The organism is Chromatiaceae bacterium (genome assembly GCA_016714645.1).
Taxonomy (GTDB): Bacteria; Pseudomonadota; Gammaproteobacteria; order Chromatiales; family Chromatiaceae; genus M0108.
In genome coordinates this window covers 350,447-362,999 of the sequence record JADKCI010000001.1, presented here as the reverse complement: position 1 = coordinate 362,999, position 12,553 = coordinate 350,447, and the positions used below count along the sequence as shown (strand labels likewise).

Sequence of the window (12,553 nt, the reverse complement as noted above, 5' to 3'; positions counted from 1 at the left end):
CCCAACACACCCGAGTTTTCGGCTTCCCGGGCCGGCGAGTCCGGCGCCTCCTGGCCCTGGCAGGCAGGGGCTCATTCGTCGCGCAGGGCCAGGATGGGATCGAGCCGGGCCGCCCGCAGGGCGGGCAGGACCCCCGCGACCAGGCCGATGAGGCCGGCGCTGACCTCGGCGGCAAGGGCGAATTGCCAGGCGATATGGGTCGGCAGGGCCGGTACCAGGGCGCCGATGAGCCCCGCCCCGCCCAGCCCCAGGGTGAGGCCGGCCAGCCCACCGAGGAGGGCCAGGACCAGGGCCTCGCCCAGGAAGAGCAAGAGAATCTGGCCCTGGGAGGCGCCCAATGCCCGCAGCAGGCCGATCTCCCGGCGGCGCTCGCCCACGGCGATGGTCATGATGGTCAGGATGCCGATAGCACCGACGGCCAGGGAGATGCCCCCGATGGCGCCGACGGCCAGGGTCAGGACGTCCAGCACCGAGCCGGCGACCTCCAGCATCTGATCCTGGGTGGTGATGGTGAAGTCCTCGTGGCCATGCCGCTCCAGCAGGACCCGGCGCACCCGCTCGGCTACCGCCTCGCCGCTGGCCTCCGACGCGTAGAGAAGGTCGATCTCCATCAGGCTGTCGCGATTGAAGAGGGCCAGTGCCCGCTCCACCGGGATGAAGATGGTATCGTCCAGGTCAAAGCCCAGCATCTGGCCCTTAGCCTCCATGACCCCGACCACGCGATAGGGCTCGCCGCCAATGCGAATGCGGGCCCCCAGGGGCGAGGCGGCGCCGAAGAGTTCCGCCTTGAGCTTGGCGCCCAGCACGGCCAGGGCCCGCCCCCCGCCACCCCCTTCGTCCGGCAGGAAGCGGCCCAGTTCGGGCTGCATGCGCCAGACCCGGGGTACCTGGCTACTCGCCCCCAGCACCAGGGTGCGGCGCGTCCGGCCATTGCCCTCCACGGCGGCATTGCCCTGGATCACGGGCACCAGGGCCTCTACCCCCGGTAAGCGGCTCAGGGCCTGGGCATCCGCCAGGCTCAGGGGGCGGACATTGCTGACGATGGCCCCCGACATGCCCAGGGTCGTCACCTTGCCGGGGGCAATGGTCAGCAAATGGGTACCGAACTGGGTGAACTCGGTGAGGACGAAGCGATGGATGCCCTCGCCGATGGCGGTGAGCAGAACCACGGCGGCGATGCCAATGGCAATGCCGGTCACCGTCAGCAGGCTGCGGGCGCGATAGGCGCCCACGGCGGTCAGGCTGAAGCGGCCATAGTCCCGGGCGCGCATGACGTCAGCCCCCGGACAGGGCCGCGACCGGGCTAAAACTCAGGGCATCTTCCAGGCGCATGGTTCACCCGCGATGTTAGTGGATTGCCGATGGGCGGTTGGATGACGGCGTTGATTTTGCGCTCATTTGCGGGTTATACCAGATCTCATGACTGCCAGCAGCCTGGCGATCAAAGACAAAACCAAGATTGATCCGAGCCTGACCCCTTCACCAATCCCTTCTGTTCAAAACTGAAATGGGTTCGTTTGGTAATTTGGACCTTTTTGGGCAAAGTCCAGCGCAAGATCGTTGCTATCGCAACGATTCTTGTCCTTAATGCAACAGGAAGCTATATTGTCATCCTTGATCAACTCCAAAAGGAGTCAGCCATGGGAGCGGTTATCGAGCGAGAGGTGAGTGCATCTCAAGATCGTGGTGCGCTGGCCAAGATGGTCATGACGTTGCTCGACCACTGGAAGCTAAGCACCGAGGATCAAGCGGCGCTGTTGGGCATCGCCACCAGCAATCGGGCCGCCTTGACGCGCTATCGCAAAGGCGCGCCGGTCGGCACCAGTCGCGATCAATACGAGCGGGTCGGTCACCTGCTGGGCATCCACAAGAACCTGCGCCTGCTGTTTCCACAGAACCGGGAGCTGGCCTACCGCTGGATGACGACCCGCAACAAGGCGTTCGACAACCTCACTCCGGTCGAGATCGTCAAGGAGTGGGGCTTCGCGGGGTTACTGACGGTGCGGGGGTACCTGGACCGTGCCCGTGGCGTTTGAATCGCAAGACGGATGAATTCGCTCTTCGCCACACTCACGCTGGCCGATGTTCATCAGGACCTGCTGAGGAACATCGTTTCGCTCCGACAATCCCAGGATCTATTTGATGACCTGACGGATGATCCAGCCGAGTGGCTGCTGGCGCAGAAGGTGGAAGTCGATGTCAAGCCTCCTCTGTATCGTTCGATGACGCCCATCATTCACCGACCGTTCGAGGATGCGGAGTGGTTCAACGCCATCGCTTGGCCTTTCAAGCATTGGCAGGCCAGCCGCTTTTCGGATGGGACTTATGGCGTTTGGTACGGATCAGACAGGGTCGAGACCACGGTCTATGAGTCCGCGTATCACTGGTACCGGGGGCTGCTGGCCGATGCCGGTTTTGATCGGGAGGCCGTCGTGGCCGAGCGCAAGGTCTACTCGGTGGCTTGCGGGGCTGCTCTGGTGGATTTTCGGCAAGCGACAACGGATTACCCCGAGCTGTTGCATCCCTTCGACTACTCCTTTCCGCAAACGGTGGGAGCGCGCATCCACCGGGAGGGGCACCCAGGGTTGCTGATTCAGTCCGTCCGCCGGCCGGGGGGCGATAACTTAGCGGTATTCAACCCCGGCGTGCTTGCGAACCCAAGGCTCAACTGTCAGCTCACGTATCGGCTGGAAGGCAACTGGATCAGGGTGGAAATGCAGCCGGGTACGGTCTGGGTAAGCCTGGATGTGGCAAGATTTGAATGACTTTTTGTTAAAGAAACGCTGATTTATCGCATTTTCGTCGGGGCCTTGGACGGCCTGGTTGCGGCGGCCTTGGGCCAGGTGATGGGCGTACTCCAGGAACTGCTTGAAGGGCTTCGGTCCCTCGTGCTTGCTGTGCGCGCCACGGACAGCAGCACCCGGTCGAAGGAGGAGACCACCAGAATTTCCCGCTTGGCGCGGGATACCGCTACGTTGAGCCGGGACTCGCCGCCCTTCTGTCCAAGAGGTCCGAAGCGGGCCGGGACATAGCGCTCGATCTGGCCGTCGCGTCTGGTACGCTCTTGGGGCGCGTACCCCAGAGAAAACAGGATCTGATCGCGCTCGTCCCCCTGGACAGACTCCAGGTGCTTGACGAAGGCGCGCTCACCCATGGGCTCCCGGGTCATGGCCGTGTCACCGAGTTGCCGAAGAACTGGACCATCGGCCAGCGCGCGGAGGTCTTCATCGAGGTCGGACGTCAGCCCGACGCCCTCGCCGTGCCGCGGGACTTCCTGGTCTGGAAGGCCGGGCGCCCAGGCGTCTTCGTCGATGCGGCCGGACGGGCGCAGTGGCGCGAGGTCAAGCCCGGTCTGCGCGGCGTCCAGGACATCGCGATTGTGCAGGGACTGAGCGCCGGCGAGCAGGTCGTCCGCCCCACCGACGGGCAGAAGGCTGCCCTGACCGACGGGCAACGCATCGCCCTGCCATGAACCTTGCCCTCCGCGACATCCGGCACAACGCCGGCCGCTTTGTCTTCACCACCCTGGGTGTCGGCCTGTTGCTCATGATCGTCATGGGCATGGGCGGCATCTATCGCGGCCTCATTCATGAGGCGACGCTGCTCGTGGATCGCGTGGGCGCCGATCTCTGGGTCGTCCAGGGCAGCACGCGCGGGCCCTTCGCCGAGGTTTCGCGCATTCCCGCCAACCTCGAAGATCGTGTGCGGGCCGTGCCGGGCGTGGCGCGGGCCCGCCGCTTCGTCTCGCACACCATCCAGCGCGCGCATCGGGGGAAGCCCCTGCGCATGGTCGTACAAGGGCTCTCCTGGCCGGACGACCGAGGCGAATGGGTGCCCCTGGTTGCCGGTCGTCCCCTGCACCAGGCGCACTACGAAATGATCGCCGATCAGTCCCTTGGGCTGCCCCTGGGGGAGAAGATCCAGTTCGGCAAGGAGGTCTATGAAGTCGTTGGGCAGACGCGTGGCCTGGTGGGCAGCGGCGGCGATGGCCTGGCCTTCTTCACCGTCAGCGACGCGATGGCGATCCAGTTCGACGTACCGGGGGAGGCCGTGCGCCTGGAACGGGCTGCGCGCCGCGCCCGTGTGGAGGGCATCGACCTCGGACGCCTCCAGCCCCTGCTGCTCGACCGCGCCGGGGGGCTCTCCAGCGGCATCCCCGCGTTCGCCCAACCGCAAGTCAGTGCCATCCTCGTCACCCTCGATCCCGGCACAGACGAGGCCGCCGTCCGCCGCGTCCTGCGCACCTGGCCGGACATCGCGGTCTATTCCACGCAGGAGCAAAAGGATCTGCTGCTCGCCGGCATGGTGGACAAAGCGCGCCGCCAGCTCGGCCTGTTTCGCGCCCTGCTCATTGTCATTTCCACCATCATCATCGCCCTGATCATCTATACGCTGACGCTGGACAAGATCCGCGACATCGCCCTGCTCAAGATCATCGGCGCGCGCAATACCGTCATCGGGGGCCTCATTCTCCAGCAGGCGTTGTTCATGGGGGCCGGTGGCTTTGGGCTGGCGTGGTGGCTGGGTCTGTATCTTTTTCCCTCGTTCCCGCGACTCGTCCTGATCGAGACGGCCGATCTGGTTTCCCTCGGCCTCATCGTCCTGGTCATCCCGATGCTCGCCAGCCTGCTCGGTATCTGGAAGGCGCTGCGCGTCGAGCCCAACACCGTGCTCTCCGTGAATACAGTCGCCCCCGACCCGCCCGCGATCGCGGTTACCAACCTGCGCAAAGTCTATGGCAGCGGCCACACCGAGGTCGTCGCCATCCGCGATGCCACGCTGAGCATCGCACGCGGCGAGATCGTCGGCATGCTCGGCCCCAGCGGCAGCGGCAAATCGACCATCCTCACCGCCATGGCGCTGATCAATCCGCCCACCTCCGGCCAGGTCGCCATCAACGGCACGCCCGTGCTCGATGGATCAAAAGCGCTCGTCGATCTGCGCGCCTTCCGCCGCCAGCACCTCGGCTTCGTGTTTCAAAAAGCGAATTTGATCCCTTTCCTCACCGCGCTGGAAAACGTGCAGATCGCCCTCGAAGTGAACGACACCGCGCCCAAGGCCGCGCGTCAACGCGCCATGGAGTGCTCGACTACCTCGGCGTCGCCGAGCGCGCCAACAACCTGCCCGTCGCCCTCTCCGGCGGCGAGCAGCAGCGCGTCGCCGTGGCCCGCGCCCTCGCCAACAATCCCAGCCTCATCCTCGCCGACGAACCCACCGCCGCGCTCGACAGCCAGCGCGGTCGCCAGGTCATGGAACTCTTTGCCAAGGTCGCCCACGAACGCCACGCCGGCATGCTGGTCGTCACCCACGACCACCGCACCCTCGATGTGTTCGACCGCATCCTCGACGTCGAAGACGGGGCGATCAGCGTCCGCGCCGATCCCAACCCCTCACTGCCGCCGTGAGCGACAGCAGGGTCAGCCTGCGCCGCAAGATCCACCGCGGCGGCGATCTCCAAGCCGGCGACCGCACACTCGGTAACGGCTGAATATCTGTCTGGGGTGAAGCGGTTATCGTCGTCACGCGGGTTTGGCGTTGCGGCTGCATCGTTTCATACGATTGCCCGGCGCAATCGCAATGCGTTGGTTACCACGGACGCGGAACTGAAGCTCATGGCCAGCGCCGCGATGAGCGGCGACAGCAGCATCCCCGTTAAGGGATACAGCACCCCGGCTGCGATCGGCACCCCCAAGGCGTTGTAAAAGAGCGCGAACAGCAGGTTCTGGCGCATGTTGCGCACGGTCGCGAGCGAGAGCTTACGCGCGCTGGCGATGCCCCGCAGGTCCCCTTTCACGAGCGTGACCTGGGCGCTGTTCATGGCCACGTCGGTTCCAGTGCCCATGGCGATGCCGACGTCGGCGCGGGCCAGCGCCGGCGCATCGTTGATGCCGTCGCCGGCCATGGCGACCCGACGTCCCTGCGCCTGGAGTCTGGCCACCAGGTCGTCCTTGTCCTGCGGCTTGACCTCGCCATGCACCTCGTCGATGCCGAGCCTGCGGCCGACGGCACGGGCGGTGGTGAGGCCGTCGCCGGTGGCCATGACGATGGCGAGACCGCTGCCGCGAAGCGCCTCCAATGCCTCCGGCGTCGAGCGCTTGATGGGATCGGATACCGCCAGGAGCCCGGCCGCCTTGCCGGCAACGGCGAGGAACATGACGCTGGCGCCTTCCCGGCGTAGCGCCTCGGCCTGCTGCGCCAGAGGGTGCCAGTCGACGCCGTTCTCTTCCATCAACACGGTATTGCCGAGCACGACCTCTTGTCCATCGACGAGGCCGCGCACACCGATGCCCGATGAGGATTCGAAGCCTTGTGGGTTACTAAGCCCGAGTCGGCGCCGCCGCGCCTCCGCCACGATGGTCTGCGCCAAGGGGTGCTCGCTGCCCTGATCAAGGCTGGCAGCGATGCGCAGGACCTCGGCCTCGTCCCCGTCCGCGGCCTCGTCCCCGTCCGCGGCCGCGACCACGCCGTGGAAGGCTGGCTTACCCTCGGTGAGGGTCCCGGTCTTGTCCACGATCAGGGTGTCGATCTTGCCCAGGTTCTCGATGGCCGCGGCATCGCGAAACAGCACTCCATGGGTCGCCGCCTTGCCGGTGGCGACCATCACCGACATCGGCGTCGCCAGCCCGAGCGCACAGGGGCAGGCGATGATCAGCACGGCCACCGCATTGATCAGGCCATAGGCCCAGGAAGGCTGCGGGCCGAATAACCCCCAGCCGAACAAGGTCGCTAAGGCAATCGCCACCACCCCGATCACGAAATGGCCCGCCACGCGGTCGGCTATGCGCTGCATCGGCGCACGCGAGCGCTGGGCCTGGGTCACCATCTGCACGATCTGCGCCAACACGGTCTCGGTCCCGACCTTCTCGGCGCGCATGATCAGGCTGCCGTTGGCGTTGAGGGTCGCGCCGATCAGCGTGTCGCCGGACCGCTTGGAAACGGGGAGCGGTTCGCCGGTGAGCATGGATTCGTCCACCGCGCTCTCCCCTTCCTCCACCACGCCATCCACCGGCACCTTCTCGCCCGGCCGCACCCGCAGCCGGTCGCCGGGATGGACCTGAGTCAAGGGGATGTCTTCCTCGTTGCCGTCGGCTTGGATGCGGCGTGCCGTCTTGGGCGCGAGGCCGAGCAGGGACCGGATGGCCGCCCCGGTCTCGGCGCGCGCCCGCAGCTCGAAGATCTGGCCCAGCAGGGTGAGGGACACGATCACCGCCGCCGCCTCGAAATACACACCGACTCGGCCATGGGCAACGAAGGCGGGGGGGAAAAGCTCCGGCGCAACCGTCGCCACCAGGCTGTAGCCATAGGCGGCGGCGGTGCCTGAACCGATCAGCGTCCACATGTTCGGCGTGTGCGTCACCACCGAACGCAGGGCGCGCACGAAAAACGGCCAGCCCGCCCAGAGGATGACCGGCGACGCGAGGAGCAATTCAACCCAGCTCTGGTCTTGCGGCGCCAACCATCCCAGGCGGTGGCCGAGCATGGCGAGCGCCGTCACCGCCAGGGTCAGGGGCAGGGTCCACCAGAAGCGGCGGCGGAAATCGGTGAGCTCGGGATGCGCCTCGTCGTCCAGCTTGGGCAGCATGGGTTCCAGGGTCATGCCGCACTTGGGGCAGTTGCCCGGTGTTGGCTGGCGAATCTCCGGATGCATCGGGCAGGTGTAGAGAGTTGTCAGGTTCCGGCCTTCCGCCGCGGCCACGGGATGATCCGGGTGCTCCTGACGGTGGGCGTTGTCGGAATGCTCTGCATGGTTCATGACGATTCTCCTTGTTTGGGCAGGACCTTGAAACGCGGCAAGAATGCCGGCGTCTGGGTCCGATAGTCCCGATGTTCGTCCATTTCCATCCCTCCCCGCCGGGAACGTCAAGGCTGGCGACCGGGGGAAGTTCGCCAACATTTCTTCGACGGCATTGACCGACGGCCTTACTGGGTCGGCGTGGGCATCGCTGAGGACTTGGTCATCTGCTCCATCATCCTCTGCATCGTGTCCATGCGTTTCTCCATCTGCTCCATGTGCCTTGCCATGGCATCCGGGGAGCTGCCGCCCATCATGCCCATGCCGCCCTTGCCCATCATGCCGCCTTCCATCATGGGGCAGCCCATCATGCCGCCGGCCATCTTCATGTTCTCCTGCATCGTCTGCATATGCTCGGCCGTCGCCTTCTGCCGTTCCTCGTCCGTCTTCGCCGCGGCGATGCGATCGAGCTGCGCCTGCATCTTTTTGACGTTGTCTTGCATTTTCTCCATGGACGGCGCCACCTCCGCCGGCCCGACGGGTGCGGTCCCGGTCTCTTGAGCCTGCTGCGGGTAATGGGCATCGTCGGCGAATACGGGGACGGCGAACGCGAGCGAAGCCGCGATGGCGGTCATGGCGAGCCGTCCGGCTGGCGCTAGTGCTCGCCGGCGAGATTGGTTCGCGACTTGAGGTTGCGCCGAAAGGTTTCTGCATTGCGTGGTCATGGTATTGCTCCGCTAAAGGGGTTGGTTGGTGCCTGCCCCGGGGCACAGGATCTTGTGGGGCGTGAAACGATGCGACATCGTGAGGGCCGGCGCGTTGGCGGTGAGCCGGTCGGCCTCCAGGTCTTGCGGTACGGCCTGTCACCGTATCGAGGTGAGATCGGCGCGCCTTTTCAGATACTCGTCCCGGTCGATCTCGCCGCGTGCATAGCGCGCCTCCAGGATCTCCAGGGCCGTGGGTTCCCGCCTTTCTTCACGATCACGGGCGAAATAGCGCACGAGCAAGATGCCTAGAAGGATAGGCAGAACCCAGATCAGCACCATGCCCAATCCACCCCATCCCATGCCGAAGTGATCGAATCCGAACATGTGTCACCTCCACCTACCCTCAGTAAGTCTGGAGACCCGATACCCACCGCAAGCTGACGCGCGGATGACATTTGCGTCACTTTGCGGTGCGCCCTGCGCCGGCCCTATTTCGGCGTGAACCGCGCCTGCTCGGGCCCCTTGCCCGCCAGCGCGATGCTGACCACTGCCTTCATACCGGGCGCTGGCGTATAGGCCGCGGTCCCCTTCATGCGGTTGTCGCCGTCGGGCGCGAGGCTGGCCGTGACCTTGCCCTGGCTGGACAGGAGAATGGCCGAACCGCTCGCCCCGGCGGTGGAGACCGCCTGCCCGGCATGGTCGGTGACGTACACCAGCACCGGGCGCTCCTTCGCCTCTCCCCCCTCCTTGGCCAGGACCAGCTCGTAATGGTAGGGACCGGCCATGCGCAGTTGGCCGCCGTTGGGGGCCGCGAGGGTGTCCAGAGTGGCGTCATCGTGCGCGGAAGCGCCACCCGCCCCAACCAGCAACGCGGCAAGCAGGAGCGACACAGGAACCGTTTTTTTCATCAGAGACCTCTCTCGTTTCTGGCCGGATTTCCGGCCGATGGTTGAACACATCAGAAGTTTTCGAACGCCCCTGCCGCCTTATCGGGAACCGCCACGGCACGTCCGGTCGCTGCACCCTCCCTGTCACCCAACAACCGCTCCAGCGGCCTTTGGCCCCAGCGCCAGAACATCACCGGGGTCAGCACGGTATCGAGCAGGGTGGAGCTCACCAACCCGCCGAAGATCACCACCGCCACCGGGTGCAGGATTTCCTTGCCGGGGGCCTCGGCCCCGAGCAGCAGGGGGACCAGGGCGAAGGCCGCCACCAGGGCCGTCATCAGCACCGGGGTCAGGCGCTCCAGGGACCCGCGCACGATCATGGCCCTGCCGAAGCGCTCCCCTTCGAAGGCGCACAGGTTGATGTAGTGGGAGATCTTCAGGATGCCGTTGCGGGTGGCGATACCCGTGAGGGTGATGAAGCCCACCAGGGCCGCCACCGACAGGGGCTGGCCGGAGATCCACAGGGCGGCGACGCTGCCTAGCAGGGCCAGGGGGATGTTGCCCATGATGATCGCGACCAGCACCGCGGAGCGATAGCGGCCGTAGAGCACCAGGAAGATCATGCCGAGCGACACCAGGGCCAGCAGGCCGATCAGACGCGCCGCCTCCTCCTGAGCCTGGAACTGGCCCTCCAGGGCGGTGGAGTAGCCCTCCGGTAGGGGTCTGGCCGCAAGCTCGGCACGGATCGACCGGATGATGCGGGCCAGGTCGCTGCCGTCGGTGTTGGCGGAGATCGCGATCCGGCGCCGGGCGTTCTCGCGGCTGATCTGATTGGGCCCGTCGCCGTCCTCGATGGTCGCCAGGGTGGACAGCGGGACATGCCCGCCAGGGGTCTCGATGGGCAGGTTGGCCAGGTCATGCAGGCCGCGCTCCCCCTCGGGCAGCCGCACCAGCAGGTCGAAGCGCCGGTTGCCCTCGATGACCTGGGCGATCCTCTCCCCTTCGATCATGTGCGAGAGGCTGCGCAGCAGAGCGCCGGGAGCCACGCCATAGCGTGCCGCCTGCTCGTAGTCCAGGTGGATCTTGAGCTGGGGAATGCGCACCTGTTTCTCGATTTGCAGGTCCGTCACCCCGGGATCTTGGCAAGGCGCTCGCGCAGATCCGCCGCCAGGCCGCGCAGGGTATCGAGGTCGTCGCCGTAGACCTTGAGCGCGATCTGGGCGCGCACCCCGGAGAGCAGGTGGTCAAGGCGGTGAGAGATGGGCTGGCCGACATTGGCGACTGCCGGCAGCCCCGCGAGCCGCGCGCGGATCTCGGCGACGATGGCGGCCCGGCTGCGCCCGGAGTCGCGCAGGTCCACATCCATTTCCGTCGAGTGGACGCCCTCGGCGTGCTCGTCGAGCTCCGCCCGCCCGGTGCGCCGGCCCACCTGGGTCACCTCGGGCACCCCGGCCATGAGCTGTTCGGCCAGGGTGCCGATGTGGTTGGACTCCGCGAGCGAGGTCCCGGGGTTGAGCAGCAGGCTGACGGTCAGGGTCCCTTCGTTGAAGGGCGGCAGGAAGGTGCGCGGAAATAGGGGGACGGAGGCGGCGGCCAGGACCACGGTCGCGAGCGCCGCCCCCAGGAGCAGACGGCCGTGGTCGAAGGACCAGTGGAGCAGCCGGCTATCCCAGACCTTGAGCCGCGCCACCAGCGGGCTATCGCCCTGGCCGAGCTGCTTCATCCTCGGGAGCAGGTAGTAGGCCATCACCGGCGTGACGGTCACCGAGACCAGCATGCTGGCGAGGATGGAGACGATGTAGGCGACGCCGAGCGGGGTGAACAGGCGCCCCTCGATCCCCGGCAGGGCGAACAGGGGCACGAACACCAGCACGATGATCAGGGTCGCGTAGACGATGGCCGAGCGCACCTCCAGGGTCGCCGCAGCGATCACTTCGATGATCGGCCTGGGCGTTGCGGCGGTGCGGTTGAGTTTGAGCCGCCGCAGGACGTTCTCCACCCCCACCACGGCGTCGTCCACCAGCTCGCCGACGGCGATGGCGAGTCCGCCCAGGGTCATGGTGTTGATGGACAGACCCGCGTAGTGGAACACCAGGGCGGTGGCAAGCAGGGAGACCGGGATGGCCGTGAGCGAGATCAGGGTGGTGCGGACATTGAGCAGGAAGAGGAACAGGATCACGGCCACCAGGATGGCGCCGTCGCGCAAGGCCTCCTCGACATTGGCGACCGAACGCTCGATGAAATTGGCCTGCCGAAATAGGAACTGCGGTGCCTCGATGCCCGGGGGCAGAGACCGCGCCAGGTCGGCAATCGCCGCCTCGACGGCGCGGGTGAGGGTCACGCTGTCGGCGTCCGGCTGCTTCTGCACCGACAGGATCACCGCCGGCTTGGCGTTGTAGCCGGCGTCGCCGCGCTTGATGGCCGGCGCGAGCCGCGCCTCCGCGACCTGCTTGAGCAGGATCGGCTGGCCGTTCTTCACGGCGACGACCAGGTTTTGCAGGTCCTCGAGGCGGGTGGTGCGCCCGATCTGGCGGATCAGGTACTCGCGCCCCTGGGTCTCCAGAAAGCCACCACTGGTATTGGCGCCGAAGTCCCGCAGTGCCTCCTCCAAGCGGTCGCGGTCGATGCCGAGGCCCTGCAAGCGCGCCGTGTCGATCTCGACCCGGTATTGCTTGACCTCCCCGCCGATGGGGATCACCTGGGCGACGCCGGGGATGGTCAGGAGGCGCGGGCGCACCACCCAGTCGGCCCATTCGCGCACCTGCATCGGGCTCGCCTTGGCCGGGTCGGCGGGGAGGGCAATGAGTAGGATCTCGCCCATGATCGAGGAGATGGGCCCGAGCTGGGGGACCACGCCCTCGGGCAACTGCTCGCGCACCAGGTTCAGGCGTTCGCTGACCTGCTGGCGGTTGCGGTAGATGTCCGAGCCCCAGGCGAACTCCACGTAGACGATGGACAGCCCGATCCCCGATACCGAGCGTACCCGGGTGACGCCGGGCATGCCGTTCATGCTGGTCTCGACGGGAAAGGTGACCAACTGCTCCACCTCCTCCGGGGCCATGCCCCCCGCCTCGGTCATGAGGGTGACGGTCGGCTTGTTGAGGTCGGGGAAGACGTCCACCGGCATCTCGCGCACCGTCAGAAGCCCATAGACGACCAGGCCCAGGGCAAGCCCCAGGACGAGGGGACCCTGGCGCAGGCTGGCGTGGATGATGCGGTCGAACATC

The 12,553-nt window shown here is 66.5% G+C and carries 9 protein-coding genes and 2 pseudogenes; 4 read left to right on the top strand and 7 right to left on the bottom strand.

Translation table 11 applies throughout. From position 1 onward, the window contains the following. Window positions 1–71: 71 nt before the first annotated feature. Complete coding sequence (locus IPN92_01675) at window positions 72–1,271, bottom strand: ABC transporter permease (protein ID MBK8637028.1); 1,200 nt, start codon at window positions 1,269–1,271, stop codon at window positions 72–74. A gap of 369 nt (window positions 1,272–1,640) precedes the next feature. Between IPN92_01675 and IPN92_01670 the strand changes: the two genes are divergently transcribed. Both IPN92_01670 and IPN92_01665 read left to right on the top strand, forming a co-directional pair. Next, window positions 1,641–2,036 (top strand): DUF2384 domain-containing protein, encoded by a 396-nt coding sequence (locus IPN92_01670; GenBank protein ID MBK8637027.1) that lies wholly within the window; start codon window positions 1,641–1,643, stop codon window positions 2,034–2,036. A gap of 12 nt (window positions 2,037–2,048) precedes the next feature. After that, window positions 2,049–2,765 (top strand): RES family NAD+ phosphorylase, encoded by a 717-nt coding sequence (locus tag IPN92_01665; GenBank protein ID MBK8637026.1) that lies wholly within the window; start codon window positions 2,049–2,051, stop codon window positions 2,763–2,765. 23 nt (window positions 2,766–2,788) lie between these two features. On the opposite strand, the gene IPN92_01660 is transcribed toward IPN92_01665, so the two are convergent. Continuing rightward, window positions 2,789–3,154 (bottom strand): DNA2/NAM7 family helicase, encoded by a 366-nt coding sequence (locus tag IPN92_01660; GenBank protein ID MBK8637025.1) that lies wholly within the window; start codon window positions 3,152–3,154, stop codon window positions 2,789–2,791. Between IPN92_01660 and IPN92_01655 the strand changes: the two genes are divergently transcribed. Together IPN92_01655 and IPN92_01650 are read left to right on the top strand one after the other, a co-directional pair. Continuing rightward, the gene (locus IPN92_01655; protein ID MBK8637024.1) at window positions 3,128–3,472 is read left to right on the top strand and encodes a hypothetical protein; all 345 of its coding nucleotides are present in this window, start codon (window positions 3,128–3,130) and stop codon (window positions 3,470–3,472) included. The two genes, IPN92_01660 and IPN92_01655, sit on opposite strands and share 27 nt — an antisense overlap. Before the next feature lie 1,142 nt (window positions 3,473–4,614). Then, window positions 4,615–5,405, top strand: a pseudogene (locus IPN92_01650) (ABC transporter ATP-binding protein). Between the two features lie 146 nt (window positions 5,406–5,551). Here the strand turns inward: IPN92_01650 and IPN92_01645 are convergent. From IPN92_01645 to IPN92_01625, 5 genes and pseudogenes are all read right to left on the bottom strand, one after another. Further along, entirely contained in the window at window positions 5,552–7,894 is a 2,343-nt protein-coding gene (locus IPN92_01645) for a copper-translocating P-type ATPase (GenBank protein ID MBK8637023.1), read from the bottom strand. 26 nt (window positions 7,895–7,920) lie between these two features. Then, a complete protein-coding gene (locus IPN92_01640; GenBank protein ID MBK8637022.1) occupies window positions 7,921–8,367 on the bottom strand; it encodes a hypothetical protein in 447 nt (148 codons plus the stop codon). Window positions 8,368–8,595: 228 nt separating this feature from the next. After that, window positions 8,596–8,823 carry an SHOCT domain-containing protein gene (locus IPN92_01635; GenBank protein ID MBK8637021.1) on the bottom strand — a complete coding sequence of 76 codons (228 nt, stop codon included), beginning with the start codon at window positions 8,821–8,823 and terminating at the stop codon, window positions 8,596–8,598. A gap of 104 nt (window positions 8,824–8,927) precedes the next feature. Continuing rightward, entirely contained in the window at window positions 8,928–9,347 is a 420-nt protein-coding gene (locus IPN92_01630) for a hypothetical protein (GenBank protein ID MBK8637020.1), read from the bottom strand. Window positions 9,348–9,397: 50 nt separating this feature from the next. Further along, window positions 9,398–12,552: pseudogene (locus tag IPN92_01625) on the bottom strand (efflux RND transporter permease subunit). Window position 12,553: the final 1 nt, after the last annotated feature.